A 15,316-nucleotide genomic window follows, 5' to 3' on the forward strand; every position below is an offset into this window, starting at 1 on the left:
GGCCGAGCGTGCTGGTGCAAAAGAGAAGGCCGCCGGTTTCCCGGCGGCCTCTCTTGGTTTTGTGCTTTAACCGATCAGGCGGCGAGATCGCGCAGAACGGTCTGCAGGATGCCACCATTGTTCATGTAGGTCACTTCGTCGAGCGTATCGATGCGGCAGAGCAGCGGTACGTCCTTCACGGTGCCGTCGGAGTAGGTGATCTTGGCGATCTTCTTCTCGCGCGGCTTGATGTCGCCTTCCAGGCCTTCGATCGTCACGATCTCGTCGCCCTTGAGGTTCAGCGAAGCCCAGGTGGTACCTTCTTCGAAGGTGAAGGGCACGACGCCCATGCCCACGAGGTTCGAGCGGTGGATGCGCTCGAAGGACTGGGCGATCACGGCCTTGACGCCGAGAAGGTTGGTGCCCTTGGCTGCCCAGTCGCGCGACGAACCGTTGCCGTATTCGACGCCGGCGAAGATGACGAGCGGAACGCCCTCTTCCTTGTACATCATGGCTGCATCATAGATCGACAGCTCTTCCTTGGACGGATAGTGGACGGTGTAGCCACCTTCCTTGCCGTTCGGGCCGAGCATGTGGTTGCGGATGCGGATGTTGGCGAAGGTGCCGCGCATCATGACTTCATGATTGCCGCGGCGTGTGCCGTACTGGTTGAAGTCCGCCACGCCGACGCCGTTGTCGGTCAGGTAGGCACCTGCCGGAGACGCTGCCTTGATCGAACCGGCCGGAGAGATGTGGTCGGTGGTGATCTTGTCGCCGAAGAGACCAAGGACGCGGGCGCCGTTGATGTTCTTCAGGCCCGAGCCAGTCTTGCCCATGCCGACGAAGTAAGGCGGGTTCTGGACATAGGTCGACTTGTCATCCCAGGCATAGGTCTGACCGGCGGGGACCTGAACGGCCTGCCAGTTTTCGTCGCCCTTGAAGACGTCGGCATACTTCGATTCGTAAAGTTCGCGCGTGACGTATTTCAGGATGAACTCCTGGATCTCGTGCGAGGTCGGCCAGATGTCCTTGAGGAAGACCGGGTTGCCGTTCTGGTCTTCACCGAGCGGCTCCGTGGTCAGGTCCTTCTGGACCGTGCCGGCAAGCGCGTAGGCAACGACCAGCGGCGGAGATGCCAGGTAGTTGGCCTGGACGTCAGGCGAGATGCGGCCTTCGAAGTTACGGTTACCCGAAAGTACGCCTGCGGTGATCAGGCCCTTGTCGTTGATCGTCTTCGAGATTGGCGCCGGCAACGGGCCGGAGTTGCCGATGCAAGTGGTGCAGCCGAAGCCGACGAGATTGAAGCCGAGGGCATCGAGTGAAGTCTGAAGGCCCGACTTGGCGAGATATTCGCCGACAACCTGAGATCCCGGCGCAAGCGAGGTTTTCACCCACGGCTTGGACTTCAGGCCCTTGGCAACGGCGTTGCGCGCGAGAAGGCCAGCTGCAATCAGCACGCTCGGGTTCGAGGTGTTGGTGCAGGAGGTGATTGCGGCAATCGCCACGTCGCCATGGCCCAGGTCGAAGTCCGTGCCTTCAACCGCGTAGCGGTTCGAGAGCTGGCCGGGCTTCTTGTAATCGCCTTCGAGCGCCGTTGCGAAGTTAGGAGCAATGGTTTCGAGCGGCAGGCGGCCTTCCGGACGCTTCGGGCCGGCCATGGACGGGACAACGTCGCCGAGATCGAGTTCCAGCGTGTCGGTGAAGACGAGATCCGAACCGTCGCTGTCACGCCACATGCCCTGAACCTTCGAATAGGCTTCGACGAGGGCGATACGGTCCTTGGTGCGGCCGGACATGGTCAGGTAGTTGATGGTTTCGCCATCAACCGGGAAGAAGCCGCAGGTCGCGCCGTATTCCGGACCCATGTTGCCGATCGTTGCACGGTCGGCGAGCGACATCGAATCAAGGCCGGGGCCGTAGAATTCGACGAACTTGGAGACGACGCCCTTCTTGCGCAGCATCTGCACGACGGTCAGAACGAGGTCGGTCGCGGTCACGCCTTCCTTGACCTTGCCGGTCAGCTTGAAGCCGATGACTTCAGGCAGCAGCATGGAGACCGGCTGGCCGAGCATGGCGGCTTCGGCTTCGATACCGCCAACACCCCAGCCGAGAACGCCGAGACCGTTGATCATCGTCGTGTGGCTGTCCGTGCCGACGCAGGTGTCCGGGTAGGCGGTGGTTTCGCCGTCCTCATCCTTGGTCCAGACGGTCTGGCCGAGGTATTCCAGATTGACCTGGTGACAGATGCCGGTGCCGGGCGGCACGACGCGGAAATTCTTGAACGCCTGCTGGCCCCACTTCAGGAAGCGGTAGCGCTCGCCGTTGCGCTCGTATTCGAGTTCGACGTTGCGGGCGAAAGCTGTCGGCGTGCCGAATTCGTCGACGATGACAGAGTGGTCGATGACGAGGTCGACCGGAACCAGCGGGTTGATCTTTTCCGGATCACCACCGAGATTGACCATGGCGTCGCGCATGGCAGCGAGGTCGACGACGGCGGGAACGCCGGTGAAGTCCTGCATCAGCACGCGGGCCGGGCGGTAGGCGATTTCTGCCTCGGTCAGGCCCTTGTTAGCAAGCCATTCGGCAACGGCCTGAATGTCCTTCTTGGTGACCGAACGGCCATCTTCGTTACGGAGAAGGTTCTCGAGAAGCACCTTCATCGAGTAAGGGAGCTTCGATACACCGGCAAGACCGTTCGCTTCGGCCTTCGGGATGCTGTAGTAGACATAGTCTTTGCCGTCGACGGTCAAGACCGACCGGCAATTGAAGCTGTCGAGAGATTTAGCCACGGATAGAAACCCCGCATATTCTGATAGCCAACACAATCGTGCGGACGCCTATGCACTTCATGCACATCAGGATGCGGGTACGACCATTTCCGCTGTCCGCACGTGAAAATCGCTCCTCGCGATATTCAAGTTCGGCACAAGGATGAACTTCACGCCGGCCGCTGGCGTGGTTGCAGGTCTTATAGATAATTTCTAAGAAAGGCGCCAGACCGACGAAGGACGAAAACGGAATTTTTTATGAGGCAGGCCTCATCCTGCCAGAAGGCGACCATGATCAGGTTCGAAGCCGAAAATCTCTCAGCGCGCCGTGGCGAGGATCTGATTTTCGTTAATGTTTCCTTTAAGTTGGCTCCAGGAGAAGCGATGGTTCTGACGGGCCGAAACGGCTCCGGAAAATCGACGCTTCTGCGCGTCATTGCCGGACTTCTTCGTCCGGAGACAGGCCGGGCGGTCTGTGTCTCCGACGCGGACGTAGAGGCCCGGCCCGCCGGAGAATTCAGCCATTACCTCGGCCATCGAAACGGCATGAAGCGCGAACTGACGGTCGCCGAGAACCTCGCCTTCTGGAAATCCTTCCTCGGCGATATCGGCGGAGGAGTGGGGCTCAGCGTGGAGGAGGCGGCTGCGGCCGTCGATCTTTCCGGCATCACGCATCTTCCGTACGGCTATCTTTCTGCCGGACAGCAGCGGCGCTTCGCCATGGCGCGGCTTCTTGTCGCGCATCGCCCGGTCTGGATCCTCGACGAGCCGACGGCTGCACTCGACCGCAAGGCGGACGCGATGTTCGAAGAGCTCGTGCGCCGTCACCGGCAGTCTGGCGGTATCGCACTTGCCGCAACCCATCAGCCGCTCGGGATGGAAGGAGCCCAGACCTTGGAGATGCTCGGCTTCGATGGCGTCGAATTGGAGTATTCCGCATGATGGCGCTTTTTCTCCGGGATCTGAAACTCTCCGTCCGTGCCGGCGGCGGCGCGATGATCGGTGTCCTGTTCTTCACCACGGTCGTTGCCGTCATCCCCTTCGGTGTGGGGCCGGATCTCAATCTGCTCTCGCGGATCGGACCTGCCATCGTCTGGATCGGGGCCCTGCTCTCTGCCCTGCTCGGCCTCGATCGGTTGTTCCAGGCCGAACGCGACGACGGGTCGCTCGACATTCTGCTGATGCAGGAAACACCGCTCGTGCTCACAGTGCTTGTCAAATGCCTGGCGCATTGGGTTGCGACCGGTCTGCCGCTCGTGATCGCCTCGCCCCTTCTCGGCCTTTTCATGAACATGGATGAGGTCGCCATCGGCGCCGTGATGCTGACACTGCTGGTCGGATCGCCGGCGATCACCTTCATCGGTGCGGCCGGTGCCGCGGTCGCCGTCGCCCTGCCCCGCGGTGGTCTGCTGGTGTCCATTCTCGTGCTGCCGCTTGCCGTCCCCGTGCTGATCTTCGGTGTCAGTGCCTCCTATGCGGCGGTGGAGGATCCTGCCCCTTTCCTGCCGCCCTTCATGTTCCTTTCGGCCATCACGCTTCTCTTTGCCGTGATCGGACCCGTGGGTGCGGCCGCCGCCTTGCGCAGTTCAGGCGATTGAGACAATTCGGCTTGACTAGGATCAATTGCAGGGCCGGCTGAGACAGGCTAGAACAAGGCATGACCGACAATAGCATCGCCCTGACCAAGATTATCGATCTCGCCAACCCGACGCGATTCCTCGCTTTTGTCGAGCGGGCCCTGCCGTGGTTCGTCGGCATTACCGCGCTCCTCTTTGTCGTGGGGCTATACCTTGGTTTCACGTCAGAGACGGACTACCAGCAGGGTGATACCGTGCGCATCATGTATGTGCATGTGCCTGCCGCTTGGCTCTCGATGATGTGTTATTCCGTGATGGCACTCTCGGCGATCGGCACGCTGGTCTGGCGTCATCCGCTGGCGGATGTCAGCCACAAGGCTGCTGCCCCCCTCGGGGCGGCCTTTACGCTGATTGCTCTCGTCACTGGTTCGCTGTGGGGCAAGCCCATGTGGGGCACCTGGTGGGTCTGGGATGCTCGCCTCACCTCGGTCTTCGTGCTGTTCCTGATGTATCTGGGCCTGATTGCGCTTAATCGATCCATGGACGACCCGTCCAAGGCTGCGCGTGTCAGCGCCGTCCTGATCCTGGTCGGCTTCGTCAACATCCCGATCATCAAGTTCTCGGTCGACTGGTGGAACACGCTGCACCAGCCGGCCAGCGTCATGCGCCTCGACGGTCCTACCATCCATCCCGAGTTTCTCTGGCCGCTCCTCGTCATGGCTCTGGCCTTCACCCTCCTCTTCTTCACGCTGCATCTGATGGCGATGCGCAACGAGATATGGCGCCGCCGTGTCGGCGCACAGCGCCGCATGGCAGCCCGTCAGGCTGGCCGGGAGCATCAGGCATGACGCACGCCTTCTACGTCATTGGATCTTATGTACTGACAGCTGCCATCTGTCTCAGCTTGGCCGTCTGGATCTATCTCGACGGTCGGGCCCGACAGGCGGAACTGAAAGCACTTGAAGGACAGGGCATTCGCCGCCGTTCGGCCTCTGCCGGACAGGACACGTCGGCATGACCGAGCGCAGCGAAACCGAAGTAGCCGGTTCCAAGGGGCGTGGGCGGTACTTCATTGCCGCCTTGCCGCTCGTCCTGTTTGCCGGTCTGGCTGCCGTCTTCATGACCCAGCTTCAATCCGGTCGCGACGTATCGGAGATCCCGTCGGCCCTGATTGGGACCAAGGCACCGGTACTCGATCTTGCCGCTCTTGAGGGCTCCGAGCTCCCAGCACTGACCACGGCCGCCATTTCCGGCAAGCTGACGCTGGTTAACGTGTTTGCCTCCTGGTGCGTGCCCTGCCGCCAGGAACACCCGATGCTGCTCGAACTCTCCAAGGACCCACGCGTCAATGTCGTCGGGATCAATTACAAGGACCGCAACGACAACGCGCTTCGGTTTCTTGGCGAACTCGGCAATCCCTACGATGCGATCGGGGTTGATCCAAATGGCAAGGCTGCCATCGATTGGGGCGTCTATGGCATTCCGGAAAGCTATCTCGTGGGACCCGATGGCATGATCCTCTACAAGAAGGTCGGTCCCTTCGATCCGGAGAGCTTCAAGACCCAGCTGATGCCTGCGATCGAAAAGGCCCTGGCCGGCAGCTGAGCCTCCTCGATCAGAGAGCTCCCTGCCATGTCTTCACCGCCTCGATCGGCCAAACCAGCATGACGACGTTGAGCGTCAGGTTGTCTCTGATGACGATGGCCGTCAGGATTTCGAACGCGATCGTGAGCACCACCGTCAGCCAGATCGGCGCGCGCACCGCAAAGAAGAAACCGGCGATCATCGCGACCATATCCATCCCCGAGTTCAGGATGCTGTCGCCGCTATAGCCGACCGCCATGGTGGCCGTCCGATAGCGGTCGATGACAAGAGGCGAGTTTTCCAGGATTTCCCAGCCGGCTTCGATCAACGCTGCGAGCGCGAGCTTTGCCGCGAGCGGCTTTTTGAGCAGCACGAGCCAGCCGAGGCCATAAAAGAGGAAGCCGTGAATGATGTGAGACGGAGTGTACCAGTCAAACAGATGCTGGGAGTTTCCAGGCGTGTTCACGCCTGCTTCGAAAAGCTTCACATAGCCGCATTCGCAGATCCAGAGCCGCCCCATCAGATACTGGGAGACAACCTGAACGAGGATGATGACGAAGGTCACCGCCAGCCAGAAACGCGTCGTCGAGTTCTCGCCCGCCTGGCTGGTCGTATCGGTCATTCCGCTTCCTTCTCTTCCAGCGAGTGCTTCATGATCAGCGGCATCTGGGCGAGCGTAAAGAGGATGGTGATCGGCATGGTGCCCCAGACCTTGAAGCTGACCCAGACATCATCCGAAAAATTGCGCCAGACGACCTCGTTCAGCACGGCGAGGAAGAGGAAGAAGATGCCCCAGCGGAGCGTCAGCTTCCGCCAGCCTTCAGCGTCCAGCTGGAAGGCAGCGTTGAAGACGTAACCCAGAAGCGAGGTGCCGAAGGCCAAGCCCCCGAGCAGAACGACGCCGAAGAGCGTGTTGACGATCGTCGGCTTCATCTTGATGAAGGTGTCGTCCTGGAGCCAGATCGACAGGCCGCCGAAGACCAGGACGACAATGCCCGAGACAAAGGGCATGACCGGCAGGTGCTTGAAGACGATCTTCGAAATGATCAGCGAGAGGATGGTTGCGGCCATGAAGAGGGCGGTCGCAATCAAGAGCGGCCCGCCGATCGCTGTCAGCTCCGGAAATGTCCGGGCCAGCCATTCGCCGCGCAGGTTGCCGAAGAAGAAGATCAGGAGCGGCCCGAGTTCGAGCGCCATCTTCAGCAGGGGATTCTGTTTCTCGGCCTTGGAGGCGTGGGTATCGGTGGATGTATCCGACATGATGTCGTTCCCTAAAGTTTCCGGCGCTCAGCGCGCGATGCCGGCAATGGCGCTGGCGAAGTCTTCCGCCTCGAATGGTTCGAGGTCGTCGATGCCTTCGCCGACGCCGATGAAATAGACGGGCAGCTTGTGCTTGGCGGCGATGGCGACAAGGATGCCGCCGCGCGCCGTGCCGTCGAGCTTGGTCATGATCAGGCCGTTGACGCCCGCCACGTTGCGGAAGATCTCGACCTGCTGCAGGGCGTTCTGGCCTGTCGTGGCATCCAGCGTCTGCAGCACGGTATGCGGCGCATCCGGATCCAGCTTGCCGAGAACGCGGACGATCTTTTCGAGTTCCGCCATAAGCTCCGTCTTGTTCTGCAGCCGGCCGGCGGTATCGATGATCAGGACATCGGATTTTTCCGCCTTGGCCTTCTCGAAGGCTTCATAGGCGAGGCCTGCGGCATCGGCGCCGAGCTTGGTGCCGATGAAGGTCGAGCCGGTGCGGTCTGCCCAGATTTTCAGCTGCTCGATGGCGGCCGCACGGAAGGTGTCACCGGCAGCAAGCATCACCCTCAGCCCCGAGCCCGACAGCTTGGCGGCCAGCTTGCCGATGGTCGTCGTCTTGCCGGTGCCGTTGACGCCGACAACGAGGATGACATGCGGCTTGTGGCTGAGATCGAGCGCCAGTGGCTTGGCGACCGGCTTCAGTACCTTGACGATCTCTGTCGCCATGATCTTGGTGACGTCTTCACCGGTCACATCCTTGCCATAGCGTTCGGAGGCCAGCGTGTCGGTGACGCGGAGCGCCGTTTCGACGCCGAGGTCGGCCTGGATCAATAGGTCTTCCAGCTCCTCCAGCGTCTCGTCATCCAGCTTGCGCTTTGTGAAGAGCGCGGTGATCTGGCTCGTCAGCTGCGAGGAGGTGCGGAAGAGGCCGGCCTTCAGGCGCTGGAACCAGCTCAGTTTCTCTGCCGGGGCAGGGGCTTCGGGTTCTGGCGCCCTGGTCTCAGCGGTGGCGAAACCCTTGGGCAGGACGGGGACAACTGGCTCCGATACAGAATCCGAGACGGCTGTGGATTCACCTTCTGCCTCTGGCTCGTCGGCCGTCACTGCCTGAGCTTCGGCCTCGTCTTCCTCGGCTTCGGCCTCGAGCAGGTCTAGCGGCACCATGGAGAGATCTTCGGGCGACAGATCGTCCGCCGGTCCGCCGGCCGTTTCCATCTCTTCTGCGAGAACCGGGTCCTTGGCCACGACTAAATCTTCGTCGCGATCTTTCGGCTCGCTTTCGGCCGAAATCGCAGCCTTCTCCTCGGCCGTCAGCTCCGCCGGCGCTACGGGCGTTTCTGCCGGCTTCTCCTTGCCGAAGGTGAAGACTTTCTTGATGAAGCCGAGGGCCATGGTCACTCTATTCCGTCTCTCATGCAGCCGCGTCAGCCGCTGCCGATACAATCGTCAGATGGCGACCGTTATGGCCGCCTATCGAGACCTCGACGAGGCTGCCGGGGTTCATGCCGGGCGCTGCAACGAGGGTGAAGTCTTCCGTATGCGCCATTTCGTTGCGCTCGACCAGCAGCTTCTGCCGGGTCCCGACACGCGAGGCGAGATGGATAGCCTGCAATTGATCGGCGACGGCCCGAAGGTCTGCGGCACGCGCCTTGACGAGTGCCCGGTCCAGCTGCGGCATGCGCGCTGCCGGCGTGCCAGGGCGGGGGCTGTAGGGAAAGACATGCAGGTGCGCGATGCCGATCTCCTCGGCAAGGCGCGCGGAGTTTGCTGCCATCTCCTCGGTCTCCGTCGGGAAACCGGCGATCACATCGGCACCTAAGGCAAAGCCGGGGCGCAGGCGCCGGACCTGTTCGGCAAAGGTAATGGCATCGGCGCGCGAATGCCGCCGCTTCATGCGCTTCAGGATCATGTCGTCGCCGTGCTGCAGCGACAGATGCAGATGCGGCATGAAACGCGGTTCCTCGGCGATCAGGTCGAAGAGATGGCCGTCGGCCTCGATGCTGTCGATCGAGGAGAGGCGCAGCCTAAGGATCTCCGGCACCTGCTTCAGGAGCGTCTTGGCAAGAAGGCCAAGCGTCGGATTGCCGGGCAGGTCGGCGCCATAACTCGTCGCATCGACGCCGGTCAGCACCACCTCGCGATAGCCGTTTTCGACGAGCTTGCGCGCCTGTTCGACGACGGCGCCCATCGGCACGGAGCGCGAATTGCCTCGGCCATAGGGGATGATGCAGAAGGTGCAGCGATGGTCGCAGCCATTCTGCACCTGCAGGAAACCGCGCACATGGCCGTCGATATGCGCCACCATCTGCGGTGCCGTTTCGGTCACGCTCATGATGTCGTTGACGGCCACCTTCGCTTCCGCCGAGACACCGAAATCCGGCAGGCGGCGGTAGTGCTCGGCCTTGAGCTTTTCCTCGTTGCCGAGGACAGCATCGACCTCGGGCATATCAGCGAAGTTTTGCGCTTCCGTCTGGGCAGCACAGCCGGTGACGATGATGCGGGCCTCAGGGTTCTCCCGACGTGCCCGGCGGATCGCCTGGCGGGCCTGGCGCACGGCTTCCGAGGTGACCGCACAGGTGTTGACGAGGATGGCATTGTTCAGCCCGGCCTTGGCCGCTTCCGCCTTCATGACCTCGGATTCATAGGTGTTGAGGCGACAGCCGAAGGTGATGACCTCGACAGAACCCTTTTGCACGGAAGTCACGGGGTGGCGGCCTCTGCATCGGCGCTCACATCGCGCTGCCAGCCGCCGGTCGTCGGATCAACCGTGCCCGACCATTCCCATTCGGCGGGACCGGTCATCACGACCTTGTCGTCTGGCCGCCAGTCGATGGTCAGCGTGCCGCGATTGGGGCTCGACGCCACCGTGATCGTGACCTCGCGCTCGGTGCGCCCTGTGCGAGCGGCGGATACGCCGGCGGCGCAGGCGGCAGACCCGCAGGCGAGCGTCAGGCCGGCGCCGCGTTCCCAGGTGCGTGTCACCATTGATGTCTTCGAGATGACCTGGGCCAGCGTGATATTGGCCTTTTCCGGGAAGATCGGATGGTTTTCCAAGAGCGGCCCGAAACGTTCCAGGTCATAGGTCATCGGGTCGCGATCGACCCAGAACACAGCATGCGGATTGCCCATCGACATGGCCGAGGGCGAATGCAGGATCGGCGCGTCGATCGGACCGATCTGCAGCTCGATGCGGCTGGTGTCGTGGAATTCTTCCGAGAGCGGGATCTTGTCCCAGGCAAAGACTGGCTTGCCCATGTCGACGGAGATCGTGCCATCCGCATGCTCTACGGCGTTCAGGATGCCGGCGATGGTCTGGAAGGTGAAGCTCTTGCGACCGGTTTCGCTGGCAAGCGCCTGCACCACACAGCGCGTGCCGTTGCCGCAGGCCTGGGCCTTCGAGCCGTCGCAATTCAGGATGTCGATATAGGCGTCGGTGCCGTCGAGCTTGGGATCATGGATCGCCATGATCTGGTCGAAGGCCGTCGCAGGGTCAGCGGCGAGCGCAATCGCGGCAGCCGGCGTCACCCTGTCGGTCCGACCGCGCATGTCGACGACCAGGATCTTGTTGCCAAGCCCGTTCATCCTCGCGAATTCGACCCGATCCGACATCGTCACTCCAGAAAGCTGCATTTCCAGCCTATATGGCGGAAATGCAGCCGAATTACCAGTAGAGCAGCCAAAACTGCACGACCATGGTCAACGCCAGCGCTTGGTCACATCAAGCCATTCCCGGGTCCGCGCTTCGGGATCGGCATTGAGTGTGATGTCGGTGACCACCGCCGCACTGTCTGCCCCCGCTGCAAAAACACCGGGTAGACGGTCAGGACGAAGACCACCGATCGCGACCAGGGGCAGGGGAGCGATCTTTTCCTTCCACGCTGTCAGCCGTTCCAAACCCTGCGGCGCCCAGGGCATCTTTTTCAGGATCGTCGGATAGACGGGGCCGAGGGCAACATAGTCCGGCTTGGCGGCGAGCGCCGTTTCGAGTTCCGCCTCGTCATGGGTCGAGAGGCCGAGTTTCAGGCCTGCGCTGCGGATCGCCGCGAGGTCTGCCGTTGCCAGATCCTCCTGGCCGAGATGCACGAAGTCGCAGGCCTCGTCGATGGCGATCTGCCAGTAGTCGTTGACGATGAGTTGGCAGCCATGATCAGCACAGCATTGCCGGGCGCGGCGGATGTGCTGGCGAAGCATACCTTCCTCGGCGTCCTTCATCCGCAACTGCACCAGCTTGACGCCCAGCGGCACCAGCCGTTCGATCCAGTCGGCGCTGTCGACGATCAGGTAGAAGGGATCGAGCTTCATGCGAAGACCCCCTTTCCGATCACAGGCGTTGACGGCACGGCCATGTCGCGCGGTTCGAGCATGCCTGCTTCATGAGCGATATGCCCAGCCTCGATGGCCTTGGCAAAGGCCTCTGCCATATCAGCGGGATCGCCGGCCGAGGCAACAGCGGTGTTGAGCAGCACGGCGTCATAGCCGAGTTCCATCACAACAGTCGCATGGGAGGGACGACCGATGCCGGCATCGACGATCAGCGGCACATCGGGAAATTCCGCCCGCATGGATTTGAGTGCCGGCAGATTCTGCGGCCCCATGGCGCTGCCGATCGGCGCGCACCAGGGCATCAGCACCCGGCAGCCGGCGGTGAGCAGCTTCTCGCCGACCACCAGATCGTCTGTGGTGTAGGGGAAAACCTCGAATCCCTCGGCAACAAGGATCTTTGCCGCTTCCACCAGTTCGAAAACATCGGGCTGCAGTGTGTCGTGATGGCCGATCACCTCGAGCTTGATCCAGTGGGTGCCAAAGACCTCGCGCGCCATCTTCGCCGTCAGCACCGCTTCGCGGGCGCTGTGGCAGCCGGCGGTGTTGGGCAGAACCCGAACGCCGAGATCGCGGATCAGCTGGAAGAAGGCCCCGCCCGCCTTGCCGCCTGCGGTTTCCCGGCGCAGCGAAACGGTGACGATCTCGGTCTTCGACCGCCGCACTGCTTCCGCAAGGATCGCGGGCGAGGGGTAGCGCGCGGTGCCGAGCAGCAGGCGCGACGAGACGGTCTTGCCATAGAGTTCGAGGGCCATGTCAACCTCCCTGCATGGGCGAAAGGATCTCGATCCGGTCGCCCTCCTTCAAGGGATGGGCGGCGCGCTCCTCGCGATGAACCAGGTCGCCATTGACGGCGGTTGCCAGCCAGTCGCCCTCGTAGTCGAGCTTGGCGAGGAGATCGGCGAGGTTGCCGGCATCGAGCTCCAGAGCTTCTCCGTTGACGGTGAGCTTCATGCGCTCCTCCTTCTCTCAGATGCGTTTGTGGTCGTGAGCCTGTCCGCCGCCTCACGCGCCAGTGCCGGCGCGAGCAGAAAGCCGTGGCGGTGCATGCCGGCCACTGCCAGGCCGTCTGAGGTTTTGATGAGGCGTGGCACATTGTCCGGGAAAGCCGGGCGGATGCCGGTGCCGGTTTCCACGATGCGCGCCTCGGCAAAGGCCGGGTGCAGCGCATAGGCGGTGTTCAGCAGCTCCATCATCGAGCGCGCCGTGATCGGTCCGTCATCGTCAGTCTCAATCATGGTCGCGCCCAGCATGAAAAGCCCGTTGCCGCGCGGTACTATGTAGAGGGGGTGGCGGGGATGCAGCAGACGCACGGGACGGGAGAGGGTGACGTCACCCGTCTCGAGATAGAGCATCTCGCCGCGCACACCGCGCAATCCGTCGATCTCACCGATCGCCTGTGGTCCCCGGCAATCCACGACGCTCGCATAGTCTCCCGTATCACCGGCCTCCTCCCCGAAGCGGAAGGAGACACCGAGCTGCCGCGCCGCCCGATAAAGACCCCGCAAGGCTTTGCGGGGATCGAGATGGGTCTCCTCTGAAAAGAACAGGCCGCTGCCGAAACGCCCAGCCAGATCCGGCTCAAGGTCGGCGATCTCTTCCTCGCCCAGCCAGCGATGGCCGCGCGTGCGGGCCGCAAAGCGCTTGAGATCGGCAAGATCGCGCGGATTGGCCAGCACGAGCGTGCCCCGGCGCTGGACGAGACCGGGCACGGCCTCGTCCCACCAGTCGGCAGCGGAAAGGCCTGATGTCAGCACGATCTCTTCCGCCGCCTCTCGCTCGCAATAGGGGGCGAGCATGCCGCCCGCCCAATGGGAGGCGCCAAGCCCGATATCGGCCCGGCGCTCCACGACCTCGACAGAGATACCCCTGCGTGCCAGTTCCAGCGCCGTCGCCAGCCCTGCAACACCGGCGCCTTTCACCAGAACGGTCATGACCGCTCCCCCGTTTCGAGTGCTTCGATCTCGTCCGCTGTCATGTAGAGATCGCCGCCGGCGCGGTATTTCTCCGCCATGGCGGTCAGGCCCTCCTTCTGCGCCTCGGCGCGGATGTCATGCGAGATGCGCATCGAGCAGAATTTCGGCCCGCACATCGAGCAGAAATGCGCCACCTTGTGCGCCTCTTTCGGAAGCGTCTCGTCGTGCATGGATCTTGCCGTTTCCGGGTCGAGTGACAGGTTGAACTGATCTTCCCAACGGAATTCGAAGCGGGCACGGGAAAGCGCATCGTCGCGCAGCTGTGCTGCCGGATGCCCCTTGGCGAGATCGGCGGCATGGGCGGCGATCTTGTAGGTGATGACGCCGATTTTCACGTCATTGCGGTCGGGCAGACCCAGATGCTCCTTCGGCGTGACGTAGCAGAGCATGGCCGTACCGAACCAGCCGATCATCGCCGCCCCGATGCCGGAGGTGATGTGGTCGTAACCGGGCGCGATATCCGTCGTCAGCGGTCCCAGCGTATAGAAGGGCGCCTCGCCGCAGGTCTTCAGCTGCTTGTCCATGTTTTCCTTGATCTTGTGCATCGGAACATGGCCGGGCCCTTCGATCATCACCTGGCAATCCTTGCCCCAAGCGATCTGCGTCAGCTCACCCAGCGTTTCGAGTTCGGCAAACTGGGCGGCATCATTGGCATCGGCAATCGAGCCCGGACGCAAGCCATCGCCCAGCGAAAAGGAGACATCGTAAGCGCGGCAGATGTCGCAGATTTCCTCGAAATGCTCGTAGAGGAAGCTCTCCTTGTGATGATGCAGACACCACTTGGCCATGATCGAACCGCCGCGCGATACGATGCCGGTCACGCGGTTGACGGTGAGCGGGATGTAATGCAGCCGCACGCCGGCATGGATGGTGAAATAGTCGACGCCCTGTTCGGCCTGCTCGATCAGCGTGTCGCGATAGACCTCCCAGGTCAGGTCCTCGGCAATGCCGCCGACCTTTTCCAGTGCCTGGTAGAGCGGCACGGTGCCGATCGGGACGGGCGAATTGCGGATGATCCAGTCGCGGATGTTGTGAATGTTGCGGCCGGTCGAGAGATCCATGACCGTATCGGCCCCCCAGCGGATCGCCCAGACCATCTTCTCGACTTCCTCGGCCATGGAAGAGGTGACGGCGGAATTGCCGATATTGGCGTTGATCTTCACCAGGAAATTCCGGCCGATGATCATCGGTTCGAGTTCGGGATGGTTGATGTTGGCGGGGATGATGGCCCTCCCTGAGGCGATCTCCTGGCGGACGAATTCCGGCGTGACGTGATCCGGGATAGCGGCGCCGAAGCTTTCACCGTCACGGACAAGCGCTTCCTTCGCTGCCTTGCGGCCGAGGTTTTCTCGGATCGCGACAAATTCCATTTCCGGCGTGATGATGCCGGCGCGGGCATAGGCGAGCTGTGTGACGGCCTTGCCGCCCGTTGCGCGAAGGGGTTGATGTTTCACGGGAAACACCGGGGTCATCTTGTCGGCAGAGACGAAGCCGTTGTCTTCGGGCTTGATCGCGCGGCCGTCATAGGCCTCGACATCGCCGCGAGCCTCGACCCAGGCCGTCCGGTGCCGCGAGAGGCCTTGATCGATGGCGATAGTGGCTTGCGGATCGGTATAGGGTCCCGATGCATCGTAGACATTGACCGGCGGTTCGCCGGAGGTCGGGTGCAGCGCGATCTGGCGCAGGGGTACGCGAATGTCCGGATGGATATTTCCGGGCAGGAAGATCTTGGTTGAGGCAGGGAGTGGCCCGGTGGTGACGTCGGGCCTGTCGAAATGCGGGGCAATGTTCATCATGGAGCTCCAAGTGTTCAGGTTGGAGACCCAGTCATGTCAGCCGGAATGATGGAAAGACGCCACGGGAT

At 62.3% G+C, this 15,316-nt stretch carries 16 protein-coding genes; 5 read left to right on the plus strand and 11 right to left on the minus strand.

Annotation, left to right across the window (positions count from 1 at the left end; translation table 11 throughout):
• Positions 1 to 74: 74 nt before the first annotated feature.
• Entirely contained in the window at positions 75 to 2,768 is a 2,694-nt protein-coding gene (acnA, locus tag SJY08_RS19290; RefSeq protein ID WP_054150053.1) for an aconitate hydratase AcnA, read from the minus strand.
• A gap of 273 nt (positions 2,769 to 3,041) precedes the next feature.
• On the opposite strand from acnA, the gene ccmA reads away from it, so the two are divergent.
• From ccmA to SJY08_RS19315, 5 genes are read left to right on the plus strand one after another with little or no spacing between them, the layout of a single operon-like run.
• Positions 3,042 to 3,689, plus strand: a complete 648-nt coding sequence (ccmA, locus tag SJY08_RS19295; protein ID WP_300890251.1) for a heme ABC exporter ATP-binding protein CcmA — start codon at positions 3,042 to 3,044, stop codon at positions 3,687 to 3,689.
• Positions 3,686 to 4,345: a heme exporter protein CcmB gene (gene ccmB / locus SJY08_RS19300; protein ID WP_054150054.1), complete on the plus strand. Its 660-nt coding sequence runs from the start codon at positions 3,686 to 3,688 to the stop codon at positions 4,343 to 4,345. The genes ccmA and ccmB overlap by 4 nt, the downstream gene beginning before the upstream one ends.
• Before the next feature lie 59 nt (positions 4,346 to 4,404).
• Positions 4,405 to 5,172 carry a heme ABC transporter permease gene (locus SJY08_RS19305; protein WP_054150055.1) on the plus strand — a complete coding sequence of 256 codons (768 nt, stop codon included), beginning with the start codon at positions 4,405 to 4,407 and terminating at the stop codon, positions 5,170 to 5,172.
• A complete protein-coding gene (gene ccmD, locus SJY08_RS19310) occupies positions 5,169 to 5,342 on the plus strand; it encodes a heme exporter protein CcmD (protein ID WP_054150056.1) in 174 nt (57 codons plus the stop codon). The genes SJY08_RS19305 and ccmD overlap by 4 nt, the downstream gene beginning before the upstream one ends.
• Positions 5,339 to 5,929, plus strand: coding sequence for a DsbE family thiol:disulfide interchange protein (locus tag SJY08_RS19315; protein ID WP_069042760.1), 591 nt, complete (start codon positions 5,339 to 5,341; stop codon positions 5,927 to 5,929). Before ccmD ends, SJY08_RS19315 begins: the two co-directional genes overlap by 4 nt.
• 10 nt (positions 5,930 to 5,939) lie before the next feature.
• On the opposite strand, the gene SJY08_RS19320 is transcribed toward SJY08_RS19315, so the two are convergent.
• The 10 genes from SJY08_RS19320 to thiC form a co-directional block, all read right to left on the minus strand.
• Positions 5,940 to 6,530, minus strand: a complete 591-nt coding sequence (locus SJY08_RS19320) for a DUF2585 domain-containing protein (protein WP_377277663.1) — start codon at positions 6,528 to 6,530, stop codon at positions 5,940 to 5,942.
• Positions 6,527 to 7,168 carry a septation protein A gene (locus SJY08_RS19325; protein WP_069042761.1) on the minus strand — a complete coding sequence of 214 codons (642 nt, stop codon included), beginning with the start codon at positions 7,166 to 7,168 and terminating at the stop codon, positions 6,527 to 6,529. The genes SJY08_RS19320 and SJY08_RS19325 overlap by 4 nt, the downstream gene beginning before the upstream one ends.
• Before the next feature lie 27 nt (positions 7,169 to 7,195).
• Complete coding sequence (ftsY, locus tag SJY08_RS19330; protein ID WP_377278676.1) at positions 7,196 to 8,548, minus strand: signal recognition particle-docking protein FtsY; 1,353 nt, start codon at positions 8,546 to 8,548, stop codon at positions 7,196 to 7,198.
• A gap of 19 nt (positions 8,549 to 8,567) precedes the next feature.
• Complete coding sequence (mtaB, locus tag SJY08_RS19335; RefSeq protein ID WP_377277665.1) at positions 8,568 to 9,860, minus strand: tRNA (N(6)-L-threonylcarbamoyladenosine(37)-C(2))-methylthiotransferase MtaB; 1,293 nt, start codon at positions 9,858 to 9,860, stop codon at positions 8,568 to 8,570.
• Complete coding sequence (gene dapF / locus SJY08_RS19340) at positions 9,857 to 10,765, minus strand: diaminopimelate epimerase (RefSeq protein WP_377277667.1); 909 nt, start codon at positions 10,763 to 10,765, stop codon at positions 9,857 to 9,859. The genes mtaB and dapF overlap by 4 nt, the downstream gene beginning before the upstream one ends.
• An 87-nt stretch (positions 10,766 to 10,852) precedes the next feature.
• On the minus strand, positions 10,853 to 11,458 hold the full coding sequence (locus SJY08_RS19345; RefSeq protein ID WP_377277669.1) for a thiamine phosphate synthase: 606 nt from the start codon (positions 11,456 to 11,458) through the stop codon (positions 10,853 to 10,855).
• Complete coding sequence (locus SJY08_RS19350; RefSeq protein ID WP_377277671.1) at positions 11,455 to 12,231, minus strand: thiazole synthase; 777 nt, start codon at positions 12,229 to 12,231, stop codon at positions 11,455 to 11,457. The genes SJY08_RS19345 and SJY08_RS19350 overlap by 4 nt, the downstream gene beginning before the upstream one ends.
• Before the next feature lies 1 nt (position 12,232).
• Positions 12,233 to 12,430, minus strand: coding sequence for a sulfur carrier protein ThiS (gene thiS / locus SJY08_RS19355; RefSeq protein WP_120278427.1), 198 nt, complete (start codon positions 12,428 to 12,430; stop codon positions 12,233 to 12,235).
• On the minus strand, positions 12,427 to 13,410 hold the full coding sequence (thiO, locus tag SJY08_RS19360; protein WP_377277674.1) for a glycine oxidase ThiO: 984 nt from the start codon (positions 13,408 to 13,410) through the stop codon (positions 12,427 to 12,429). Before thiO ends, thiS begins: the two co-directional genes overlap by 4 nt.
• The gene (gene thiC / locus SJY08_RS19365; RefSeq protein ID WP_377278678.1) at positions 13,407 to 15,245 is read right to left on the minus strand and encodes a phosphomethylpyrimidine synthase ThiC; all 1,839 of its coding nucleotides are present in this window, start codon (positions 15,243 to 15,245) and stop codon (positions 13,407 to 13,409) included. Before thiC ends, thiO begins: the two co-directional genes overlap by 4 nt.
• Positions 15,246 to 15,316 lie beyond the last annotated feature (71 nt).

This window comes from Rhizobium sp. R86522, from assembly GCF_042466255.1.
GTDB lineage: Bacteria > Pseudomonadota > Alphaproteobacteria > Rhizobiales > Rhizobiaceae > Allorhizobium.

What these genes read in the sequence shown, in the direction of transcription:
- ccmD (WP_054150056.1), top strand. Translation starts at nt 5,169, where the DNA reads ATGACGCACGCCTTCTACGTCATTGGATCTTATGTACTGACAGCTGCC.
- SJY08_RS19350 (WP_377277671.1), bottom strand. Translation starts at nt 12,231, where the DNA reads ATGGCCCTCGAACTCTATGGCAAGACCGTCTCGTCGCGCCTGCTGCTC.
- ftsY (WP_377278676.1), bottom strand. Translation starts at nt 8,548, where the DNA reads ATGGCCCTCGGCTTCATCAAGAAAGTCTTCACCTTCGGCAAGGAGAAG.
- thiO (WP_377277674.1), bottom strand. Translation starts at nt 13,410, where the DNA reads ATGACCGTTCTGGTGAAAGGCGCCGGTGTTGCAGGGCTGGCGACGGCG.
- SJY08_RS19315 (WP_069042760.1), top strand. Translation starts at nt 5,339, where the DNA reads ATGACCGAGCGCAGCGAAACCGAAGTAGCCGGTTCCAAGGGGCGTGGG.
- dapF (WP_377277667.1), bottom strand. Translation starts at nt 10,765, where the DNA reads ATGTCGGATCGGGTCGAATTCGCGAGGATGAACGGGCTTGGCAACAAG.
- thiS (WP_120278427.1), bottom strand. Translation starts at nt 12,430, where the DNA reads ATGAAGCTCACCGTCAACGGAGAAGCTCTGGAGCTCGATGCCGGCAAC.
- thiC (WP_377278678.1), bottom strand. Translation starts at nt 15,245, where the DNA reads ATGAACATTGCCCCGCATTTCGACAGGCCCGACGTCACCACCGGGCCA.
- ccmB (WP_054150054.1), top strand. Translation starts at nt 3,686, where the DNA reads ATGATGGCGCTTTTTCTCCGGGATCTGAAACTCTCCGTCCGTGCCGGC.
- SJY08_RS19325 (WP_069042761.1), bottom strand. Translation starts at nt 7,168, where the DNA reads ATGTCGGATACATCCACCGATACCCACGCCTCCAAGGCCGAGAAACAG.
- SJY08_RS19320 (WP_377277663.1), bottom strand. Translation starts at nt 6,530, where the DNA reads ATGACCGATACGACCAGCCAGGCGGGCGAGAACTCGACGACGCGTTTC.
- SJY08_RS19345 (WP_377277669.1), bottom strand. Translation starts at nt 11,458, where the DNA reads ATGAAGCTCGATCCCTTCTACCTGATCGTCGACAGCGCCGACTGGATC.
- SJY08_RS19305 (WP_054150055.1), top strand. Translation starts at nt 4,405, where the DNA reads ATGACCGACAATAGCATCGCCCTGACCAAGATTATCGATCTCGCCAAC.